The organism is Roseixanthobacter psychrophilus (assembly GCF_043195195.1).
GTDB lineage: Bacteria > Pseudomonadota > Alphaproteobacteria > Rhizobiales > Xanthobacteraceae > NCEH01.
This window is the reverse complement of the sequence record NZ_JBAFWT010000004.1, coordinates 100,633-120,830: the sequence shown is the minus strand read 5'-3', so window position 1 is coordinate 120,830 and position 20,198 is coordinate 100,633. Positions and strand designations below refer to the sequence as shown.

Below are 20,198 nucleotides of genomic sequence, written 5' to 3'. Positions count from 1 at the left end.
GCCGAGGGCTGCCTCCCGATGGGCAGCGCAAACGAGAGTAGATCCATGACCAAGCCGACACTGACGACGACGGCCGGCGCACCCATCGCCGACAACCAGAATTCGATCACCGCCGGCTCGCGCGGCCCGGTCCTGCTGCAGGATTACCAGCTCATCGAGAAGTTGGCCCACCAGAATCGTGAGCGCATCCCCGAGCGTGTGGTGCATGCCAAGGGCTGGGGCGCGTTCGGCACCCTCACCATCACCGGCGACATCACCAAATACACCAAGGCCAAGGTGTTCCAGCCCGGCAAGAAGACCGAGATGCTGGCCCGCTTCTCCACCGTGGCCGGCGAGCAGGGCGCGGCGGACGCGGAACGCGACGTGCGCGGCTTCGCCCTGAAATTCTACACCGAGGAAGGCAATTGGGATCTGGTCGGCAACAACACGCCGGTGTTTTTCGTCCGCGATCCCTATAAGTTCCCGGACTTCATCCATACCCAGAAGCGCCATCCCAAGACCAATTTGCGCTCCCCCACCGCGATGTGGGACTTCTGGTCGCTTTCGCCCGAAAGCCTCCACCAGGTGACCATCCTGTTCTCGGATCGCGGCCTGCCCACCGACGTGCGGCACATGAACGGCTACGGCTCGCACACCTATTCCTTCATCAATGCCGCCAATGAGCGGTTCTGGGTGAAGTTCCATTTCAAGACCGTGCAGGGCCACAAGCACTGGACCAATGGCGAGGCCACGCAGATCGTCGGGCGCACCCGCGAATCCACCCAGGAAGACCTGTTCGGCTCCATCGAGAAGGGCGACTTCCCGAAGTGGAAGGTGCAGGTCCAGATCATGCCGGAGCTGGATGCGGAGAACACCTCCTACAATCCCTTCGATCTCACCAAGGTGTGGCCGCACGGCGAATATCCGCCGATCGACGTCGGCATTTTGGAGCTGAACCGCAACCCGGAAAACTATTTCGCGGAAATCGAGCAGGCGGCCTTCTCGCCCTCGAACATCATTCCCGGCATCGGCTTTTCGCCCGACAAGATGTTGCAGGGCCGCATCTTCTCTTATGCGGATGCGCACCGGTACCGCCTCGGCACCCATTACGAGCACCTGCCCGTGAACGCCGCCCGCTGCCCGGTGCACCATTATCACAAGGATGGAGCCATGCGCTTCTTCCCACAGATGACCGGCAATACGGACGCCTATTACGAGCCCAACTCGTTCAACGGCGCGGCGGAAAACCCGGCTTTTGTCGAGCCGCCGCTGAAGATTTCCGGCGATGCCGAGCGCTACAGCCACCGCGTGGGCAATGACGATTATGCCCAGCCCCGCGCCCTGTTCGAACTGTTCGACGCCGGCCAGCGCCAGCGCCTGTTCACGAATCTCGCCGAAGCCATGTGGGGCATCCCGCAGGAGATCGCCGACCGGCAGATCGGCCATTTCGAGAAGGTCCATCCCGAATATGGTGCGGGCGTACGCGAGGCGCTTGCCCATATGACCCGGGCCAAGGCGGCCGAGACCGCGCAGCAGCAGAAGATGCCTCAGGGCACCCAAGCCGCCGAGTGAGCGCGCATCGCAATTGACCGAAGAAGGCGCGGCATGAACCGCGCCTTCTTTTACCTGCCGGTAGCGTACGTTTTTACCACAATTTACATGTCTCAGATCGCGCGCGGCCCTCCATGGCGCTAGAAGCTGCCCAAATGGAGAGGTCATATGTACAAGCGCGTGCTTTTCAATGCGGCCCTTGCTTTTGCTGCGGTTGCCCCGGTTGCCAATGGGCTGGCACTTGCTCAGGCCTCCTCGCCGACACCGCAGAAGCCGGGTACCCCTCAGCCGGCGCAACCGGCCTAGCCGCTGACCTATAATGTGGGCGCCTCGCGGGTTCAGCTTTACCAGCCTCGGGCTCAGACGTGGAACGGCACGCGGCTCACTGGCCGCGCCGCTCTTGCGTTAGGTAAAGCGAACAGCACGCCCCATTACGGCTTCGCCTATTTTTCCGCATGGGCGGAAAAAGGCGATGATTCAGGGTCCGTTCGCTTGTCCAATATCCGGATTGAGCGGGTGGAAATCCCGGTGGCGCCGAGCGACAATTCGGCTACGCAACGCGCGTTGGCGCGCCATGTTTCGGACCGCGTCATCACTCTGCCGCTCTCCCTGGTGCAGGCGAGCATCAGCGCAACGGCGCAGCCGCCGGCCAGCACGGGGATTCAGAACCCGGTTCCGCGCATCGTTTTCACAGATCGCCTGACCGTGCTGGTCCCCATTGATGGCGCCCCGGTCTGGCAGCCGGTGGAGGGCGCGCCGGGATTTCAGCGCGCCACAAATACCCAAGCGATGCTGCTGCAAGATATCGTCCAAGCCTATCACCTCCAGGCCGGAGGCTCCTGGTTCGAAGCCTCGGACCTCAACGACCCCTGGATCCCAACCCGGGAGGTACCGGCCGATGTGTTGTCCGCTGCCAAGATCGCGAATGCGGCCCAACAGGCAGATCCGCTGCTGCCGCAAGACGGCAAGCCGATCTCCCCGCCGCCCGCCATTCTGGTATCCACCGTTCCGACCGAACTGATCCAGACCGATGGCCCCGCCCAAGGGTGACGATAAGGGAAAGCTTCCCGAAGGCCCCGGCCCGCAGACCGATGGCGGCAAGGGCGAGGATCGCGAGAAAGCCGATAGCCACGCCAAGACGGATGATGCCAAAGCCTCAGGCGAGCCGGCGCGCTCGGAAGGGACGGCTCGGTCCGATGAAGCCGGCGCGGACCATGATCGTCGTGACAACGACGGTCGGGATTTCACCGATGACGATCGTGGCAGAAGGGAAGCGGATCACGAACATCGCGATGGCGACGCCAAGGACCATGCTGATCGGGAACACCACGACGAGGGACGCCACGACCGGGAGCACCGTCAGCGCGAGGGGCATCATGGGCATGGCCACCATCGTCGGTGAGACACTCGATAAAGCGAAGGTCGATTGGTCAAATTCAGCTGCGGGCGTGGAGCGATCCACGCCCGCAGTGTTCGTACGCGGCCCCGATTTCAGTCTTCCAGCACGCGAAACCGGAACAGCAATCCCGCCAGCACCGCGCCGATGGGCGGCACGATGATGAACAGCCAGAGCTGGGCCAGCGCCTTGCCGCCGACGAACAGGGCCGGGCCGATGCTCCGGGCCGGATTGACCGAAACCCCCGTGACCGGAATGAATACGATGTGGATCATCACCAGCGACAGACCGATGGCGAGGCCAGCCGCCTGGGTGATGCCCGCCTTGGAAGTGGATCCGAGGATCACCACCAGGAAGATGAAGGTTCCCACCAGTTCCGCCACCACGGCGGCGGCGAGCCCGTAGCCGCCCACGTAGCCCTCGCCCCAGCCGTTCTGGCCGAGCCCTTCGGTGGCGACGTCGAAGCCGGTGAGCCGGCCCGAGGCGATCACATAAAGGATGCCGGCGCCGAGAATGCCGCCGATGATCTGGGCGATGATGTATTTCGGCACCTCGGCCGTGGGCAGGCGCCCGGCCGCCCATACGCCCACGGTGACGGCCGGATTGATGTGGCAGCCGGAAACGTGGCCTATGCCATAGGCCATGGATGTCACCGCGAGGCCGAACGCGAAGGCGATCGGGAAGATTCCCAGATGGCCGCCCCCTACGCCCGTGAGGACCGCAGCGCCACAGCCGAAAAGCACGAGTGTTGCCGTGCCGAGACATTCCGCGACATATTTCTTCACGTCGTCTTCTCCCTGCCCTGGATGCTGCATGCATCCTCCTCCGCCGACACTTGAGGCGCGGCGCCCCTAAATAGCGGTCCCTTTTTGCGCGACCGTCAAGCTTACGTGGAAACCCAGCGGTGGCTGACGAAGCGGATCGGAGATGCTAGGTCTTCGCCGTATGGGGCGGCAACGATGCAAGGGGAAACGCCAATGTTGAGAGTCCGGCTTAAGGGCAGTGGCGCGATCACCGCGCTGACCATCGCATCCATGCTCACGGCACCATTCGCTTACGCTCAGCAGCCGCCCGCCCCGCAGCAAACCCAGGCACCCGGCGCCAGCCTCACATGGCCTCGCGATTTCGACGTGGGCAATAGCCGCCTCGAACTCTACCAGCCGCAGATCAACAGTTGGGACGGCAATAAGATCGGCGGCCGGGCGGCCGTGGCCATCGGCCCGAAGGACGGAGCGCCCACCTACGGTTTCGCTGATTTCATCGCCACCACCAGCGTGGATAAGGCGGCGGGACTGGTTCACCTCGCCGATATCAAGATCGTCAAGGTGGAAGTGCCGACTGCGCCCGACCAGGCGGCGTCCATCAATGAGGCGCTTACCAAGCGCCTGCCGCCGGACGGCATCACCGTGGCGCTGGATCGCTTGCAGGCGAGCTATGCCGTCAACCAGAAGATCCAGGCGCTGAAGACCCAGCCAGTGGAGAATACCCCGCCGCGCATCGTCTTCACCGACACCTTGACCGTGCTTGTGCTGATCTCCGGCGACCCGGACCTCAAGCCGATCGCCGGCGTGACCGGTTTCCAGCGGGTCATCAATACCCGACCGCTGCTGTTGCGCGACCAGAAGGGCGTTTATCATCTCCAGGCGGCCGGCACCTGGTATGAGACCAGCAGCCTAGACAGCACCTGGGTGGTGACGCCCCAGCCTTCCAGCGCGCTGGTCAACGCCGGCAAGGTGGCGTCCCAGCAGAACGCCCCGGACCCGCTGCTGGCGCAGGATGGCAAGCCGATCGTGCCGCCGCCGGCCGTCTATGTCGCCGCGACACCGACGGAGCTGATTCAGACCAACGGCCAGCCGCAGATGCTTCCGGTGGCGGGCACCACCCTTCTGTCCATGAGCAATGCCGACCATGCGGTGTTCATGGATCCCAGCAACAATGCCTTCTATGTGCTGATTTCGGGCCGCTGGTTCCGCGCCGCCGACCTGCGCGGCCCGTGGGCCTTCGTAGCCTCGGATGCCTTGCCGGCGGACTTTGCGAAGATCTCGGAGCACGATCCGAAGGCCAATGTCCTGGTGTCGGTCGCGGGAACGCCGCAGGCCAAGGAAGCGGCGATCGCCGCCACCATTCCGCAGACCGCCACGGTGAAACGCTCGACCGCCGGCAGCGTGACCTATCAGGGCGCGCCGCAATTCATTGACGTCACCGGCACCGCCCTCAAATACGCGGTCAACACGCCGCTGCCCGTGATCCAGGTGAGCAGCAACCGCTATTACATGGTCTCGCAGGGCGTGTGGTTTGTCTCCGCCTCGCCGACCGGCCCCTGGCGGGTCGCGGATGTGGTCCCTGATGTGATCTATACGATCCCGGTGTCATCGCCGGTCCACTACGTCACCTATGTCAGGATCTATTCGGTTCAGCCCGAGACGGTCGTGGTGGGCTATACGCCCGGATACATGGGCGTGATGGTCGCTCCCGGCGGTACGGTGGTCTATGGCACGGGCTATTATTGCACCGGCTATGCCGGTGCGACCTGGTGGTACGGCTGCCCGGCGACCTATGGCTATGGCGCCGGCTTCGCGCTCGGAGCGACCGTTGGCTTCGGCTTCGGCTTCGCCGCCGGCTGGGCCTGGGGCGCCGCGGTCAATCCCTATTGGGGTCCGTATTGGGGTGCTGGCCCCTGGGGCGGCCATTGGGGCTATACCAACCTCAACTACGCCAACATGTATGGCCGCTGGGGTGGCGATGCGGTGGTCGCCCATTCCTGGGGCGTGACGGCAAACGGCACCGCCTGGTCGTCGCGCGCCTGGTCCGGCACGACGGCGCGGGGCACCGACTTCGCCGGCCGCTCGGCGGCTGCGTTCAATCCCTATACCGGCAATTACGGCGCCGCCCGCGACAACAGCCGCTACAACCCCGCCACCGGGGCCCGCGGCCAGTCCAGCGCGTCCGTCACTGGCAATGCCTATACCGGGAACAAGGAAGCGACGCGCGAATCCACCGGCGTCAATCCCACCGCCGGAACCGCTCACGCCACCTCGACCTCCGTGAGCCGCGAGGACGGGCACGTCGACGTGGACAGCAAGGGCGTCGCCACCAACCAGCGCACGGGCAACACGGTGGGCTGGAACAACGGCAACGTCTATGCGGACCATGACGGCAACGTCTACCAGCACTCGGACACCGGCTGGAACAAGGCGACCACCTCCGGCTGGCAATCGGTGGACCACAATGCCGCCCTGGCCAATCTCGACCAGGAGCGTCAGGCGCGCCAATGGAGCGACCAGCGCATCGATTCCGGCGCTGACCGCTTCGGCGGCGGCGACCGTTTTGGAGGCGGCTTCGGCGGCGGCGCGCGCTTCGGCGGTGGTGGCTTCCGCCGCTGAGCGGGAGACCTGCCGGCCGTTTGAACCTGAATCGGGCGCCCATCGTGGCGCCCGTTTTCATCAGCGGCCTCAACGGCCCCGCCCCTCAGGCCGCATCGGTGCGGGAAGCCGGGCGCTCAAGCCGGCAGGCTGCGGCTATCGTGCGGCTGGTGCGCAATGGGAGTGCTGCCCGTGGTTTCCCTTCGGTCCTATACCGCTCTCGCCGGCTATAACGCCTGGGCCAATCTTAGACTTTATGATGCCGCCGCGCGCCTCGACGATGGGGCGTATCGCGCGGGGCGCGGGGCCTTCTTCGGCTCGGTCCACGGCACGCTCAACCATCTGCTGGTGACCGACCGCATCTGGATGGATCGCTTCACGCTGAGCGGCGCGCCGCAGCCAGCGCTGGATACCATCCTGTTTTCCACGCTCGCGGATCTGCGGACGGCCCGGGTCGAGGAAGACGCGCGCATCGCCACCTATGTCGCAGGACTGACCCCGGCGGCGCTGGAGGCGGACATCAGCTACGCCAACAGTTCCGGGCGGAGGTTTGCCCAGACGCTGACCAGCGCGCTCGATCATCTCTTCAACCACCAGACCCATCACCGTGGGCAGGTACACTGCCTGCTGACGATGATCGGCGGGCGCGAGGCCGCGCCTTCGCTGGATCTCATCGCCTATCAGCGCGAGCTGCCGGCGGACTGAAAGCTCAGGCCGCTTCCCGCCAGGGCTCGACGCGGGGCGGCTGAAGGGCGGAAAAGATGGCTGGCGGCGCGGCTTCCTCGGGCGTGGCGCAAAGGCCGCGCGCCTTGAGCCACGCGCCGAAGCGCGGGTCCGCCGTCAGCACCGCGAACGGTATCGCGAGCCAGCAGCCGGCGATCAACGGCGTGGTCCAGATCAGCAGGACCGGCGCGGACAGTGCCAGAAGCGCCGCCACCAGCCCCCCAAACGCCGTGGGAAACCACAGCGCCCGCGCCGCGATCGGCCATGGCAGGGAATGGGCATCGCGCGCCTGCCCGTTCCATGCGCTGCGGACGTGGCCGAAGCCGAGGAACGCGAGGAACCGGGTGGTCGAGAGCGCCATGATGGGCGCCAGCAGCAACGAGAACATGATCTCGGCCGCCGCCGAAACCGCAAACCGCAGACCGCCGCCATAGCGGCCCATCCCGCCTGGGGTCAGGATGGTGTCCAACAGTCCCGCGAGCTTGGGGGACAAGGACAGAAACAGAAGGCCAAGATAGAGCCCGGCGGCTCCAGCACCCGTGCCCGGAGCGGAACCGATCGCGGCGAAGGGAAGCAGCAGCAGGGCCAAGGGCACCGCCGGCATCGCCGCGAACATCAAAATCGCCCAGACGAGCTGAAACCTATTCATCGGCAGCAGGCCCGGCAGCTTGAGCAGACGGAGGTATTGCATATTGCCGAGGCACCAGCGCAGGTCGCGGGCCATGAAGTCCGGCAAGGTGGGCGGGTTCTCCTCGAAACTCTCGCCCTCCACCGGAACCACCCGCACCTCGTAGCCGGCGCGACGCATCAGCACCGCCTCCACCTGGTCGTGGGAGAGGATTGGCCCCCCGAGCGGCGGTTCCCCCGGCACCAGCGGCAACTCGCAATGGGCGGTGAATGGCTGCACCCGGATCAGCGCATTATGGCCCCAGAACGGCCCGCAATCACCCGCCCACCACGTGGCGCCGAGCGTATAGCACCGCATGCCGTGCCGCATGCCAAACTGGAACAGCCGGGCAAAGCCGCTGGCGCTTGGCAGGCCCACCACAAGGCTCTGCAGGATGCCGATGCGCGGGTTCGCTTGCAGGATGCGCACCAGGTCCAGCACTGCGGGCGCGCCCATGAGGCTGTCGGCATCGAGCGGGAGAATGAAATCATAGTCGCTGCCCCAGGTGAGGCAGAAGTCGCGCACATTGCCCGCCTTGAAGCCAGTGTTCACCGGCCGGCGGCGATAGACGATCTGCCCCCACGCATCCTTCGCGCGCCAAGCCGCGACCGCCTCCTCCTCCACCCGCGCCACATCCTCCCGGTTGGTGTCGCTGAGCAGGAAATAGCCGAACTGGCTCCCGCAGCCGGCCGCATCGAGCGCGGCCTTCACCGCACGCAAACGTGAGATCGCGCGTTCGGGATCTTCGTTGCGGAGCGTCATAAGAATGGCCGTACGCGTCGTCACATGGGCATCGCCGGGACGGCCCAGAAATGGTGCTGCCTGCATGACGCCGTTCGGGCGCGCGTGCAGGAGCAGAAGACCGACCAGGGCGTTCCAGAAACCAATCGCATTCCAAGGCGTTGCTGCAAGAACGCAAAGGAGCAACACCATGTCGACGATCCGCCACCCGTTCTGCGCCGCCAGGTGCGACGCGACGAGGGCGACCCCCGCGAGGGTGGCGAGGTTGAGGGCCAGCATCGCCAGCCGGCGGCGGCGAAGCGCGGCGGCGCCGGCTGGCGGTGCGAGTGAGAGATCCACGGTCAGGGCTGAAGGCTCGGGCCGGACGTTCATGAAGGCTCCGGGAATAAGCGGTTCGGGTGGGGCAAGACGAGGAATGAGGGGATCGCGATGACGGAACAACGTGCTGCGGTCCACCACGGCGCGCCGGACCACGCCCAAGCCGAGGCGCTTTGGTATGTTGCGCCGCGATGCGCGCGCCTCAAGAGCGAACCGCTCCGCGCGCGAGAACGTGACGAGCTTTTGGTAGCCACGTCCTGGAGTGCGGTAAGCCGCGGCACCGAGCGACTGATTTTCGATGGGCTCATCGACCCGGTGCACCGCGACCGCATGCGGGCGCCGATGCAGTCGGGCGACTTCCCTTTCCCTGTAAAATACGGCTATTGCGCGGTCGGCCGGGTCGAGGCCGGGCCGCCGCACATGCTCGGGCGCGATGTGTTCGCCCTGCATCCGCACCAGGACCGGTTCGTGATCGGCGCCGACAAGGTGATGCTGGTGCCCCGTGCCGTACCCGCCCGCCGGGCCACGCTGGCGGCGAACATGGAGACCGCGCTCAACGCGCTCTGGGATTCCGGCGCCGGAGCGGGCGACCGAATCGTCGTGGTTGGGGCGGGTCTGGTGGGACTTTTGATCGTCTATCTTGCCGCGCGCCTGCCCGGCGCGGACGTGACCGCCCTCGATCCCTGCACGCACCGCCGTGCGATCGCCGAATCCTTCGGTGCCCGCTTCACGACGTCTCCCGACCCCATCGCGGAGGCGGACGTGGTGTTCCATGCCAGCGCCACCTCGGAGGGCCTCAGCGCCGCAATCGGCTGCGGCGGCGCGTCCGCCACGCTGGTCGAGGTCAGTTGGTACGGCGACAAGTCCGTGACTGTGGAACTGGGCGGCCCGTTCCACGCCAAGCGGCTGCGGCTCATCTCCTCCCAGGTCGGCGCCGTGCCGCCGGAACGCCAACCCCGCTGGTCGCTCAAGCGCCGCCTCGCCAAGGCGCTGGACCTGCTGGACGATCCCCGGCTCGATGCGCTGATCACCGATGAAGTCGCCTTTTCCGACCTGCCCGATGCCCTCGACAGCATCCTCGGCGCCGGCACCGATGCCGTGGCGACCGTGGTGCGCTATAGCGCCTGACCCGACGCCCGCCGACCACCCACCGACAAGGAACCTGCCCGATGTACGCAGTGGAAGTGCGCGACCACATCATGATCGCCCATAGCTTCAAGGGCGATCTCTTCGGCCCGGCGCAGGCGCTGCACGGCGCCACCTTCGTCGTGGACGTGGCCTTTTTCAGCCACGACCTCACGGAGGAAGGCGTGGTGGTGGATATCGGCCGCGCGCTTGATGCGCTCAAGGCCGTGCTCGGCCCGCTCACCTATCGCAACCTCGACGATCTCGCGGACTTCGCCGGCCGCAACACCACGACCGAGGTCCTTTGCCGGCATATCTTCGATCGAATGGCCGATGCGGCGCGCACCGGCGCGCTCGGGACCGGCGGCGACGCCCTGGCGAAACTGCGCGTGACGCTGCACGAATCCCATGTGGCCAAGGCCTGGTATGAGGGCGATATCGCCGCATGATCGAGGCGGTGCTCGCGTTTCCGGGCGACCTGAACCTGCCCACCGGCGGCTATGCCTATGACCGGGAGGTGCTGCGCCGCTTCCCCGTCGGCGATGTCGCCCTGACACCCCTGGAATTGCCCTCGGGTTTTCCGGTGCCAAGCCCGCAGCAGATCGATAATGCCCTTTCGCGCCTTGGGGGCACCGCGCCCGAAACCCTGCTTTTCATCGACGGCCTCGCCCTCGGCGCGCTGCCGGCGGATCGCCTCGCGGCCCTGAACCGCCGGATGGTGGCCCTCGTGCATCATCCGCTGGCGCTGGAGGCCGGCCTTTCGGATGGAGAGCAGGTTCGCCTCGCGCACAGCGAACGCGCGGCCCTCGCGCTATGCGCCCATGTGGTCGCCACCAGCGCGGCGACGGGAAGAACCCTGGTGCAGGCATATGGCGTCGATCCGGCGCGCCTCACGATTGCCGTTCCGGGAACGGCGCGCGTCCAACGTGCACCAGCGAACGGCAACCCGCCGCGCCTGCTGGCGGTCGGCTCGCTCATTCCGCGCAAGGGCTATGACGTGCTGGTGGCCGCGCTCGGCCAGCTGAAGGGGCTGGCCTGGAGCCTGACCATCATCGGCAGCCTCGATCTTCATCCCGAGACCGTGGCGCAGGTGCGCGCCCTCATCGCCGCCCACGGACTGGAAGAGCGCATCACCCTTGCCGGGGCGCAGCCGGCGGAATCGCTGAGCGCGGCCTTCTCCGCCTGCGACCTGTTCGTGCACGCCTCGCTTTACGAGGGTTATGGCATCGTCCTGGCCGAGGCGCTGCGCCACGGCCTGCCCATGGTGTGCTCCACCGGCGGGGCTGCGGGCGAGACCGTGCCCGACCACGCGGCGCTTAAGGTTCCACCCGGCGATGTCGAGGCGCTTGCCGGCGCGCTCCGGATCTGCCTGCTGTCGCCGCAGGAGCGCCAACGCCTCGCGAACGCCGCCTCTGCGGCCGCAGAAGCGTTGCCGGACTGGGACCAGACCGCACACTGCATCGCCGGGGCGCTGAACGCTGCCATGGCGCGGGAGACGCTTGCATGAGTGGATTTTCCCCCCAATGGCTCGCCTTGCGCGAACCCGCCGACAATGCCGCCCGCGACACTGACCTCGCAGCCGACCTCGCACGGCGCCTCGCCGGCCATGCCGGTGGGCCGAACGGCGAGCAACGCATCGTCGATCTCGGCGCCGGCACCGGCTCCAACCTGCGGGCGACCGCCCCGCTGCTCGGCCCGCGCCAGAGCTGGCGACTCCTCGATCATGACCCCGCTTTGCTGGACGCGGCGCGCGGTGTGTTGCGGAACTGGGGTGCGGACCAGGGCCTGACACCGCGCGACGAAGACGGCCGGCTGCTGCTGGAGGGCCCGGCACGCTGCATCACCATATGCTTCGCCCAGGCGGACCTTGCAGCCTCCCTCGATGCCATCGGCGCGGATCGGCCCCATCTGGTGACAGCATCGGCCTTCTTCGATCTGGTCTCGGAAGAATGGATCGCGCGTTTCGCCGAAGAGGTGGCGCGGAATGCCGCGCTGTTCTTCACGGTCCTGACCTGCGACGGCCGCGATGCCTGGCACCCCGGCCATGCGGCGGATGGCGAGATTGCCCGTGCCTTCAAGGTCCATCAAAGCCGGGACAAGGGGTTCGGCCCGGCGGCGGGGGCCGCCGCCAGCGCCTTGCTCGCCACAGCCTTCGGCGCCCGAGGCTATGGGACGCGCGCGGCCGATAGCCCGTGGCGGCTTGGCCCGGCCGAACGCCATCTGATCGACGCTCTCGCCGAGGGCACGGCGAGTGCCGCCGCTGAAACCGGGCTGCTCGCGCAAGAGACCGTGACGGCCTGGCTCACGGCCCGTCGCACGGCCACCTGCGAGATCGGCCATATCGACCTCCTTGCGTGGCCGCCCGAAACCGGGTCCCTCATCTTCGGCTGAGGAATGGCAGCATGCGCGACAGCACGCCGTCCTGTCGCACGATGCCGTGGTAGAGCCCGGCGAGGATATGCAAAGTGACCAAAGCCGCCGTGGCATAGCCGAGATATTGGTGGGCACCGTTGAACAGGTCCGAGAGACGCTCATCCTTCGGCACGATGGCCGGCAGGGTGAACAAGCCGAACACGTTGACCGGCGAACCATAAGCCGACGATCCGGCCCAGCCGAGCAGGGGCATGATGAAGATCAGCGCATAGAGAAGATGATGCACGGCATTGGACGCCGCCCATTGCCAATCCGGCAGGCCGGGCGGCCGCGGCGGCGTGCCATTCACCACCCGCACCGCCACGCGCAGCACCGCAAGGCAAAGAATGGTGAAGCCGATGGAGCGGTGAAGATCGAACAATTGGTTCTGCGCCGGCCCGTTCGGCAGGCGAAGCATGATGAAGCCGAACGGGATCACCAGCAGCATCGCGGCTGCCGTAATCCAGTGAATCCACCTAGCCGGTGGGGTGTAAGGAATGACTTGCGGCTCGCTCATGATTCCGCGTCCCGTTCGCATCCGGGGAGCGGCCATCCCCGTCACCGACGTCCGATCTTGAGTCGCCACCGGCCGCCGGCAGGCGCAGATCACAGGCAAACAGCACGTCGCCGTCGGGAAAAACCTCGATCCTGCTCGCCGGCCGGAGTGCATCCTTCAGCGCGGCGATGGGGGCAAGCTCAAGGCCCGGACGGCCGGAGCCGAGGATGACCGGAGAGACCAGCACATGGAAGCCGTCCATGCAGCCGGCATCGAGAAATGACGACAATGTGCGCGTGCCGCCTTCCACCAGGATGCGAAACAGGCCCTGCGCCCGAAGGGCGGCAAGGATCGCCTGGGGCGTCATGCGGCCTTCGGCATCGCTCGCAACCTCGACACCCTCGACCCCAGCAGGAAGTGGCGTGGCGACGCCCGCCCGCCGCAGCACCAGGCGGCGCGCGCCGTCGCCCTGCAGGCAGCGCGCCGAACAATCCAGCCGGCCGGAGGGATCGACGATGACGCGGGCCGGGCTGGTGCCGGGGACCCGTCGAACGTTCAGCAGCGGATCGTCTGCGACAATGGTGCCCACGCCCACCAGCACCGCGTCGGCGGCCGCCCGCAGCCGGTGCAGGTGATCCAGGGCGTACCCGCCGCTGATGTATTTGGACTCGCCTGAAACCGTAGCGATACGCCCGTCCAGGGATTGGCCCAACTGGCCGATCACGAGGGAGCGATCCGTGCATTGTGCGCTCGCGCTCAAGCTCAGGAATGGGTCATAGTTCTGCATCGCCCTCCGCTTAGCACAATCGGGCGCCGCCGGATGCACGGGACCGGCGGGGGAACGCCGCTTGCGAACACAAGTGCGCGCCTTGGCGCCTTGTTTGGGAACGCAAAGGCAATGGCACCGTTTGATGTCGGCGGCCCCTCCAACACCGTCCCGGAAAAACCGGGATGCGGCGAGGTGCGCAGGGCTGCAGGTCACGCAAGGGCTTGCGGAAACGCTGCCGTGGCACATGTTAGTGGGTGAAGAGGCTGTGAATGTCCCCTAGTCTGAATATTCTCGGTCGTGCCGATCCGCGGATCATCGCCGTGGAGCGAGCGATTTCCGAACTGCGTTCCGGCCGGCCGATCCTGCTGTCGCTTGGGGAGGATCGCGCGCTTGTGATCGGCTCCGAAGCCTTCGACGCATCCCTGGCGTCGGCTTTCGCGGCGCATGTGCACGGCATCGGCCGCTTGGTCCTGCCCGGCCCGCGTCTTGCGCGCCTGGGCGCGCCGCGCGATGAGGACGGCTCTATCGCGCTGCCGAATATGGACGTGGACCGCATCGAGGCCCTCACCTTGAAGGTGGACGCACGCCTTGACGCGCCTGTGGCGCCCGCGACCGGGCTCGATTTGGCCGCCCTCGATCTGCTCGGTCTCGCCCTCGTTCTCCCCGCTGCCGTGCTCGCTCCGTGCACGGGAGCGGGGCTCGAAGCCGTGCTGAAGATCGATGCCGCGGACATCGCCGCCTTCCGGGCGCACCAGGCGGCGCAGCTACGGATCGTCGGCCGCGCCCCGGTGCCACTGGAAGGCGCACCCGAGACGGAATTCGTCGTGTTTCGCGGCGGCGAGGGATTGCGCGATCAAGTAGCCATCATCGTCGGCAAGCCGGACCTCTCCCAGCCAGTGCCGGTGCGTCTGCACTCGGCCTGCCTCACTGGCGATTTGTTCGGCAGCCTCAAATGCGATTGCGGCGACCAATTGCGCGATACCGTGCAGCGCATGGCACGGGGCGCGGGCGGCGTGCTGCTCTATCTCGACCAGGAAGGCCGGGGCAACGGCATCGCCAACAAGATGCGCGCCTACAAGCTCCAGTCCGAGGGCTATGACACCTATGATGCCGACGCCGTGCTCGGCTTCGGCCTGGACCAGCGGCGCTTCGATTTCGCCGCCGAAATGCTGCATCAGCTTGGCATCAGCGCGGTTCAGTTGATCACCAACAACCCGCAGAAGATCGCCGCGCTCAAGGCCGCGGGGCTCGATGTGGTTGCAGAGCAACGCGTGCTCGGCCGCCCGACCCTGGAGAATGTGCGCTATCTCGCCTCCAAGCGGGACCGCGCCGGTCACTACATCGATTTCGAAGTGCTTGCGGCCCGCGCCCCCGACTGAGGGCGCCGCCACGCACCGCTGCACAATCAAAACGATTGAAATCTCCCGCCGCATGGGCTTTCCATGACGGGCCACTCATCGCGCGGCATAACGTCCGCGCGCCGCTATCTCCAGGGATAGCGCGACGAGAATTGAGAGATCCGGGAGAGAGACTTCATGACCGCCACCAAGATCGCCCTGGTCACGGGCGCCGGTTCCGGCGTCGGCCGCGCCGTTGCCCAGGCGCTCGCCGGCGCGGGCTATAGCTTGGCCCTGGCCGGCCGTCGCCGCGACGCGCTCGATGCCACGGCCGCAGCGCTAGGCGATGCACCCGCTTTGGTGGTGCCCACCGACGTGACGGACCCCGCCTCGGTCGCAGCCTTGTTCGCCGCCGTGAAGCAGGCCTTCGGCCGGCTCGACCTGCTGTTCAACAATGCCGGCACCGGCGCCCCCGGCGTGCCCATGGAAGATCTCACTTACGAGCAATGGAAGACGGTGGTGGACACCAATCTCACCGGCCCCTTCCTGTGCACGCAGGAAGCGATCCGCATCATGAAGGCGCAGACGCCCATGGGCGGACGCATCATCAACAACGGCTCGATCTCGGCCCATGCGCCGCGCCCCTATTCGGCGCCGTACACCGCCACCAAGCACGCCATCGCCGGCCTCACCAAGTCCACCTCGCTGGATTGCCGGGCCTATGACATCGCCTGCGGACAGATCGACATCGGCAATGCCGACACCGAAATGGCCCAGCGTATCAAGAACGGGATCATCCAGGCGGACGGCTCCATGAAGCCGGAACCGGTGATCGATCCCAAGCATGTGGCCGATGCAGTGGTTTACATGGCCGGCCTGCCCCTGAGCGCGAATGTGCAGACCATCACGGTGATGGCCACCAAGATGCCGTTTGTCGGACGCGGCTGAGCACCCCCACAGTGCAGAAAAGCGGCGCCTGCGCGCCGCTTTTCTTTTTGCGCCTCAGCCGCGCAGGCTGGCGCCGGTTTTCTTCGCCACGTCGGCGACGATCTGCGCCGCCACGCCCTCGATCTCCACGTCTGTCAAAGTGCGCTCGCGCGGCTGAAGGGTGACCTCGATGGCCACCGACTTCTTGCCGTCCTCGATGCCCACACCCTCATAGACATCGAACACCGACGCCTCGGTGATGAGCTTCTTGTCGACGCCCTGGGCCGCCCGCAGGATATCGCCCGCCGCCACCTGCCGGTCCACCAGGAAGGCGAAGTCGCGCTTCACCGGCTGGAAGGCCGACAGATCCAGCGGCGGCTTCACCTTGGTCGGCTTGGCCTTGGGCTCCGCGATGCGGTCGAGGATGATCTCAAATGCCACCAGAGGGCCGCTCACGTCCAGCGCCTCCAGAACGCGCGGATGCAATTCGCCGAAGGTGGCGAGCACGTTGGAGCCGAGGCGCAGGCTCGCCGAACGGCCCGGATGGTACCAGCCGGGCGCGTCCGTAGTGACCTGGAGATTGGCCACCGGCGCCCCCACCGCCGCAAGGGCGGCCAGGGCATCGGCCTTGGCGTCGAAGGCATCCACGCTCTTTGCCGCGCTCGCCCAATGGCGCCCCGCGCCTTCGGGCTTGGCGGTGGCGCGGCGGATGCCGGTTGCCGACATGCGCTGGTCTTGCGGTTGGTCGCCGGCGAACACCTGTCCCACCTCGAACAGCGCCACATCGCCATAGCCGCGATCGGCATTGGCCTGGGCCGAGCGGATGAGGCCCGGCAGCAGGCTCGGCCGCATGTCGGAGAGATCGGAAGCGATGGGATTGGAGAGCGCCAGTTCCGCCTTGCCGCCGCCGAACAACTCGGCCGCGGCCTTGGAGACGAACGACCAGGTGACCGCCTCCACCATGCCACGGGCGGCCAGCGCCCGGCGCGCCTTGCGCACGCGCAGTTGAAGGGCCGTCAGCACGGGACGGCGGGCGGCCTCGGTGCGGGGGAATTCGGTGGCGGGCACGCGAGCAAGGCCGAGGATGCGCACCACCTCTTCCACCAGATCCGCCTTGCCCTCGATATCCGCGCGCCACGAGGGCGGCACCACCTGCACCACCGGCGCGGCGCCGGAGACCGCAAAGCCGAGGCGGGCGAGCACGTCGCGAATTTCGTCCTCGCTCGCCTCAAGGCCCGACAGGCGCTTCACCTCCGCGAGGGGGAAATCGATGGTGCGCGTGGTGTCCGGGATCGCCCCGGCCAGCACCAGTTCGGAGGGTTCGCCGCCGCAGATGTCGAGGATGATATGGGTGGCAAGATCCAGCCCCGACAGCGTGAAGGCGGGGTCGATGCCGCGCTCGAAGCGGAACCGGGCATCGGAATTCAGCCCCAGCTTGCGGCCGGTCTGGGCAATGTTGATCGGGTCCCAGAGCGCGCTTTCGATCACCACGTCGGTGGTGGTCTCGTCGCAGCCGCTTTCTTCGCCGCCCATGACGCCGGCGAGGCTCTCCACGCCCTTGTCGTCGGCGATGACGCACATGGTCTCGTCGAGCGTATAGGTCTTGCCGTCGAGCGCCAGCAATGTCTCCCCGGCCTTGGCGCGGCGCACCACGAGGTCGCCCGTCACCTTCGTCAGGTCGAACACGTGCAGCGGCCGGTTGCGGTCGAAGGTGAGGAAATTGGTGACATCCACCAGCGCATTGATGGGCCGCAGGCCGATGGCGCGCAGCTTCTCCTGCATCCAGTCCGGCGAGGGACCATTCTTCACGCCGCGGATCACCCGCACCGCGAACGCCGGGCAGAGCGCGGGGGTCTCGCCGAAATCGAGCGCCACCTTGAGCGGCGCCGGGAATTTGCCCTCCACAGGGGCGATGCGTGGCGCGAGCAATTCGCCAAGGCCGGCGGCGGCAAGATCGCGCGCGACGCCGGACACGCCGAGGCAGTCGGCGCGATTGGGGGTCACGGCGATTTCGATCACCGGATCGTTCAGCCCCAGCACCTGCGCGAACGGCGCGCCGACCGGCGCGTCTTCCGGCAATTCCATGATGCCGTCATGCTCTTCCGAGAGGCCCATCTCGCGCGCCGAGCACAGCATGCCGCGGCTTTCCACGTCGCGGATCTTGCCGATCTTCAGCTCGGTGCCGGTGGCCGGGATGACCGTACCGGGAGCGGCAAACACCACCTTGAGGCCGGCGCGGGCATTGGGCGCGCCGCACACCACCTGGATCGGCTCGCCTTTGCCGATGGAGACGGTGCAGACCTTCAGCTTGTCGGCATTGGGATGCTTCTGCGCGGTCAGCACCTCGCCCACCACGAACGGCGCGAGCGCCTTCGCCTTATCTTCCACGCCCTCCACTTCGAGGCCGATCAGCGACAGGCGATCGACGATCTCGTCGAAGGAGGCCGTGGGCTCGAGATGCTCTTGGAGCCAGGAGAAGGTGAATTTCATCGGTCTGTTCCTTGTCCCGAGCGGCTTGTGTGACATGCGGTTAGACCCCCTCCCCCCTTGCGGGGGAGGGTTGGGGAGGGGGGTCCAGCCGTGCCGTCACTCCCAGCAGCAGGGCAAAGGGCGCCATACCCCCCACCCTGGCCCTCCCCCGCAAGGGGGGAGGGGAATTCAAGGTGGTTCACGCGCTCAACCCACCGGCCAAAGTCGGGAAGTCCAGCGGGCGGAAGCCGTAGTGGGAGAGCCAGCGCACATCCGCTTCGAAGAAGGCGCGCAGATCGCTCATGCCGTATTTCAGCATGGCGATGCGGTCGATGCCCATGCCCCAGGCGAAGCCCTGGTAGACGTCGGGATCGATGCCGCAATTCCTCAGCACATTGGGATGCACCATGCCGCAGCCCAAAATCTCCAGCCAGTCATTGCCCTCGCCGAACCGGATCTCGCCGGGGCGCGAGCGGTCGCACTGGATGTCCACTTCCATGCTCGGCTCGGTGAATGGGAAGAAGGACGGGCGGAAGCGCATGGTCACATTCTCCACCTCGAAGAAGGCCTTGCAGAATTCCTGCAAAATCCACTTGAGGTGGCCCATGTGCGAGCCCTTGTCGATCACCAGCCCCTCCACCTGATGGAACATGGGCGTGTGGGTCTGGTCGCTGTCGCAGCGATAGGTGCGGCCGGGACAGATGACGCGGATCGGCGGGGTCTTGCTCATCATGGTGCGCACCTGCACCGGCGAGGTATGGGTGCGCAGCACCTTGCGCTCGCCCTCGGCATTGGGCGGCAGGAAGAAGGTGTCGTGCATCTCCCGCGCCGGATGGCCGGCGGGGAAGTTCAGCGCGGTGAAATTATAGAAATCGGTCTCGATGTCCGGCCCTTCCGCCACCGAGAAGCCCATGTCGGCGAAAATGGCGGTGAGTTCTTCCGTCACCTGGGTGATGGGATGCACCCGGCCGATTTCGGCGCGCGGCTCGCGCACCGGCAGGCTCACGTCCACCCGCTCGGTGGCGAGGCGCGCTTCGAGGGCGGCGGACTTCAGCGCGTCCTTGCGGACATTCAGCAGCCCCTGCACCCGGTCGCGCAGGCCGTTAATGGCCGGGCCCATGGTCTTGCGCTCGTCCGGCGTCATGCCGCCGAGCGATTTCAACAGCTCGGAGACGCTGCCCTTCTTGCCGAGGGCGGCGATGCGCACCGCTTCGAGCGCGGCTTCGTCCCCCGCCGCGAGAATCCCGGTGGAAACTTCGCGCTCCAGGGCGTCGAGGCCGGGATGATCGGTCAAAACGAGCTCGGACATGGTTCTGCCATCTGTTGCACCGTCATCCCCGGGCGTCCGGGAGGTCCGGTCCGGGAGGTCCGCGTCTCTCCGCCGCAAGGCGTGTGCGGAGCCGCGTGGATGGCCGGATCGGGTCCGGCCATGACGGGGTGAGAATTCGGCGCAGGTTATAGCCGCGTCGCGCGCAAAGCGAAAAGCCCCGAACGCGTCTCCGCGCGGGGCTTATCAGTCTCGGTCGGGCGGGTCGCGCCTGATAAAGCCTCAGGCCAGGGCGGCCTTGGCCTTTTCCACCAGGGCCTTGAACGCCTCGGGCTCGTGGATGGCGATATCCGAGAGCACCTTGCGGTCGACTTCGATCCCCGCCTTCGCGAGACCGTTGATAAAGCCGCCATAGGTGAGGCCGACATCGAGTTCGCGCACGCCGGCATTGATGCGCTGGATCCAGAGCGCGCGGAACGTGCGCTTCTTCACCTTGCGATCGCGATAGGCATACTGCATCGACCGTTCGACGGCCGACTTCGCTGCGCGGATGGTATTCTTGCGACGGCCATAGAAGCCCTTTGCGGCTTCATAGACCTTCTTATGCTTGGCGTGGGAAGTTACGCCACGTTTCACGCGGGCCATGGATGATCTCCTTC

Annotated in this window: 18 protein-coding genes; 10 read left to right on the top strand and 8 right to left on the bottom strand. The window is 66.6% G+C overall.

The window, feature by feature from the left end:
• The first annotated feature begins 45 nt into the window (after positions 1 to 45).
• Both V5F77_RS06125 and V5F77_RS06120 read left to right on the top strand, forming a co-directional pair.
• Entirely contained in the window at positions 46 to 1,551 is a 1,506-nt protein-coding gene (locus tag V5F77_RS06125; protein ID WP_429004451.1) for a catalase, read from the top strand.
• A gap of 300 nt (positions 1,552 to 1,851) precedes the next feature.
• Positions 1,852 to 2,580 carry a hypothetical protein gene (locus V5F77_RS06120; protein ID WP_429004450.1) on the top strand — a complete coding sequence of 243 codons (729 nt, stop codon included), beginning with the start codon at positions 1,852 to 1,854 and terminating at the stop codon, positions 2,578 to 2,580.
• Between the two features lie 106 nt (positions 2,581 to 2,686).
• Here the strand turns inward: V5F77_RS06120 and V5F77_RS06115 are convergent, their stop codons facing one another.
• Both V5F77_RS06115 and aqpZ read right to left on the bottom strand, forming a co-directional pair.
• Entirely contained in the window at positions 2,687 to 2,914 is a 228-nt protein-coding gene (locus tag V5F77_RS06115; protein ID WP_429004449.1) for a hypothetical protein, read from the bottom strand.
• Between the two features lie 107 nt (positions 2,915 to 3,021).
• Complete coding sequence (aqpZ, locus tag V5F77_RS06110; RefSeq protein WP_429004448.1) at positions 3,022 to 3,741, bottom strand: aquaporin Z; 720 nt, start codon at positions 3,739 to 3,741, stop codon at positions 3,022 to 3,024.
• A 162-nt stretch (positions 3,742 to 3,903) separates the two neighbouring features.
• On the opposite strand from aqpZ, the gene V5F77_RS06105 reads away from it, so the two are divergent.
• Together V5F77_RS06105 and V5F77_RS06100 are read left to right on the top strand one after the other, a co-directional pair.
• On the top strand, positions 3,904 to 6,309 hold the full coding sequence (locus V5F77_RS06105; RefSeq protein ID WP_429004447.1) for a carbohydrate-binding family V/XII: 2,406 nt from the start codon (positions 3,904 to 3,906) through the stop codon (positions 6,307 to 6,309).
• A gap of 171 nt (positions 6,310 to 6,480) precedes the next feature.
• Entirely contained in the window at positions 6,481 to 6,993 is a 513-nt protein-coding gene (locus V5F77_RS06100; protein WP_429004446.1) for a DinB family protein, read from the top strand.
• 4 nt (positions 6,994 to 6,997) lie between these two features.
• Here the strand turns inward: V5F77_RS06100 and mdoH are convergent, their stop codons facing one another.
• Positions 6,998 to 8,791 carry a glucans biosynthesis glucosyltransferase MdoH gene (gene mdoH / locus V5F77_RS06095; RefSeq protein WP_429004445.1) on the bottom strand — a complete coding sequence of 598 codons (1,794 nt, stop codon included), beginning with the start codon at positions 8,789 to 8,791 and terminating at the stop codon, positions 6,998 to 7,000.
• A gap of 57 nt (positions 8,792 to 8,848) precedes the next feature.
• Between mdoH and V5F77_RS06090 the strand changes: the two genes are divergently transcribed.
• Genes V5F77_RS06090 through V5F77_RS06075 form a run of 4 tightly spaced genes read left to right on the top strand, consistent with a single transcriptional unit; the run spans position 8,849 to position 12,253 of the window.
• Positions 8,849 to 9,865 carry a zinc-dependent alcohol dehydrogenase gene (locus V5F77_RS06090; RefSeq protein WP_429004444.1) on the top strand — a complete coding sequence of 339 codons (1,017 nt, stop codon included), beginning with the start codon at positions 8,849 to 8,851 and terminating at the stop codon, positions 9,863 to 9,865.
• Between the two features lie 41 nt (positions 9,866 to 9,906).
• The gene (locus V5F77_RS06085; protein WP_429004443.1) at positions 9,907 to 10,311 is read left to right on the top strand and encodes a 6-pyruvoyl trahydropterin synthase family protein; all 405 of its coding nucleotides are present in this window, start codon (positions 9,907 to 9,909) and stop codon (positions 10,309 to 10,311) included.
• Positions 10,308 to 11,369: a glycosyltransferase family 4 protein gene (locus V5F77_RS06080; protein ID WP_429004442.1), complete on the top strand. Its 1,062-nt coding sequence runs from the start codon at positions 10,308 to 10,310 to the stop codon at positions 11,367 to 11,369. The genes V5F77_RS06085 and V5F77_RS06080 overlap by 4 nt, the downstream gene beginning before the upstream one ends.
• Positions 11,366 to 12,253 (top strand): SAM-dependent methyltransferase, encoded by an 888-nt coding sequence (locus tag V5F77_RS06075; RefSeq protein ID WP_429004441.1) that lies wholly within the window; start codon positions 11,366 to 11,368, stop codon positions 12,251 to 12,253. The genes V5F77_RS06080 and V5F77_RS06075 overlap by 4 nt, the downstream gene beginning before the upstream one ends.
• Here V5F77_RS06075 and V5F77_RS06070 read toward each other — a convergent pair.
• Together V5F77_RS06070 and V5F77_RS06065 are read right to left on the bottom strand one after the other, a co-directional pair.
• The gene (locus V5F77_RS06070) at positions 12,240 to 12,791 is read right to left on the bottom strand and encodes a cytochrome b (RefSeq protein WP_429004440.1); all 552 of its coding nucleotides are present in this window, start codon (positions 12,789 to 12,791) and stop codon (positions 12,240 to 12,242) included. The genes V5F77_RS06075 and V5F77_RS06070 overlap by 14 nt on opposite strands.
• The gene (locus tag V5F77_RS06065) at positions 12,751 to 13,494 is read right to left on the bottom strand and encodes a RibD family protein (protein WP_429004439.1); all 744 of its coding nucleotides are present in this window, start codon (positions 13,492 to 13,494) and stop codon (positions 12,751 to 12,753) included. Before V5F77_RS06065 ends, V5F77_RS06070 begins: the two co-directional genes overlap by 41 nt.
• A 314-nt stretch (positions 13,495 to 13,808) precedes the next feature.
• Here V5F77_RS06065 and ribA point away from each other — a divergent pair, with 314 nt between their 5' ends.
• Together ribA and V5F77_RS06055 are read left to right on the top strand one after the other, a co-directional pair.
• A complete protein-coding gene (gene ribA, locus V5F77_RS06060) occupies positions 13,809 to 14,918 on the top strand; it encodes a GTP cyclohydrolase II RibA (RefSeq protein ID WP_429004438.1) in 1,110 nt (369 codons plus the stop codon).
• A gap of 156 nt (positions 14,919 to 15,074) precedes the next feature.
• Positions 15,075 to 15,824, top strand: a complete 750-nt coding sequence (locus V5F77_RS06055) for an SDR family oxidoreductase (protein ID WP_429004437.1) — start codon at positions 15,075 to 15,077, stop codon at positions 15,822 to 15,824.
• A gap of 54 nt (positions 15,825 to 15,878) precedes the next feature.
• Here the strand turns inward: V5F77_RS06055 and pheT are convergent, their stop codons facing one another.
• From pheT to rplT, 3 genes are all read right to left on the bottom strand, one after another.
• A complete protein-coding gene (pheT, locus tag V5F77_RS06050) occupies positions 15,879 to 18,293 on the bottom strand; it encodes a phenylalanine--tRNA ligase subunit beta (RefSeq protein ID WP_429004436.1) in 2,415 nt (804 codons plus the stop codon).
• 178 nt (positions 18,294 to 18,471) lie between these two features.
• Entirely contained in the window at positions 18,472 to 19,581 is a 1,110-nt protein-coding gene (gene pheS, locus V5F77_RS06045; RefSeq protein ID WP_429004435.1) for a phenylalanine--tRNA ligase subunit alpha, read from the bottom strand.
• Between the two features lie 240 nt (positions 19,582 to 19,821).
• Entirely contained in the window at positions 19,822 to 20,184 is a 363-nt protein-coding gene (gene rplT / locus V5F77_RS06040) for a 50S ribosomal protein L20 (RefSeq protein WP_429004434.1), read from the bottom strand.
• Positions 20,185 to 20,198: the final 14 nt, after the last annotated feature.

What these genes read in the sequence shown, in the direction of transcription:
- ribA (WP_429004438.1), top strand. Translation starts at nt 13,809, where the DNA reads ATGTCCCCTAGTCTGAATATTCTCGGTCGTGCCGATCCGCGGATCATC.
- V5F77_RS06125 (WP_429004451.1), top strand. Translation starts at nt 46, where the DNA reads ATGACCAAGCCGACACTGACGACGACGGCCGGCGCACCCATCGCCGAC.
- aqpZ (WP_429004448.1), bottom strand. Translation starts at nt 3,741, where the DNA reads ATGCAGCATCCAGGGCAGGGAGAAGACGACGTGAAGAAATATGTCGCG.
- V5F77_RS06075 (WP_429004441.1), top strand. Translation starts at nt 11,366, where the DNA reads ATGAGTGGATTTTCCCCCCAATGGCTCGCCTTGCGCGAACCCGCCGAC.
- V5F77_RS06085 (WP_429004443.1), top strand. Translation starts at nt 9,907, where the DNA reads ATGTACGCAGTGGAAGTGCGCGACCACATCATGATCGCCCATAGCTTC.
- V5F77_RS06080 (WP_429004442.1), top strand. Translation starts at nt 10,308, where the DNA reads ATGATCGAGGCGGTGCTCGCGTTTCCGGGCGACCTGAACCTGCCCACC.
- mdoH (WP_429004445.1), bottom strand. Translation starts at nt 8,791, where the DNA reads ATGAACGTCCGGCCCGAGCCTTCAGCCCTGACCGTGGATCTCTCACTC.
- V5F77_RS06070 (WP_429004440.1), bottom strand. Translation starts at nt 12,791, where the DNA reads ATGAGCGAGCCGCAAGTCATTCCTTACACCCCACCGGCTAGGTGGATT.
- V5F77_RS06055 (WP_429004437.1), top strand. Translation starts at nt 15,075, where the DNA reads ATGACCGCCACCAAGATCGCCCTGGTCACGGGCGCCGGTTCCGGCGTC.
- V5F77_RS06090 (WP_429004444.1), top strand. Translation starts at nt 8,849, where the DNA reads ATGACGGAACAACGTGCTGCGGTCCACCACGGCGCGCCGGACCACGCC.
- pheS (WP_429004435.1), bottom strand. Translation starts at nt 19,581, where the DNA reads ATGTCCGAGCTCGTTTTGACCGATCATCCCGGCCTCGACGCCCTGGAG.
- V5F77_RS06115 (WP_429004449.1), bottom strand. Translation starts at nt 2,914, where the DNA reads ATGCCCATGATGCCCCTCGCGCTGACGGTGCTCCCGGTCGTGGCGTCC.
- V5F77_RS06105 (WP_429004447.1), top strand. Translation starts at nt 3,904, where the DNA reads ATGTTGAGAGTCCGGCTTAAGGGCAGTGGCGCGATCACCGCGCTGACC.
- pheT (WP_429004436.1), bottom strand. Translation starts at nt 18,293, where the DNA reads ATGAAATTCACCTTCTCCTGGCTCCAAGAGCATCTCGAGCCCACGGCC.
- rplT (WP_429004434.1), bottom strand. Translation starts at nt 20,184, where the DNA reads ATGGCCCGCGTGAAACGTGGCGTAACTTCCCACGCCAAGCATAAGAAG.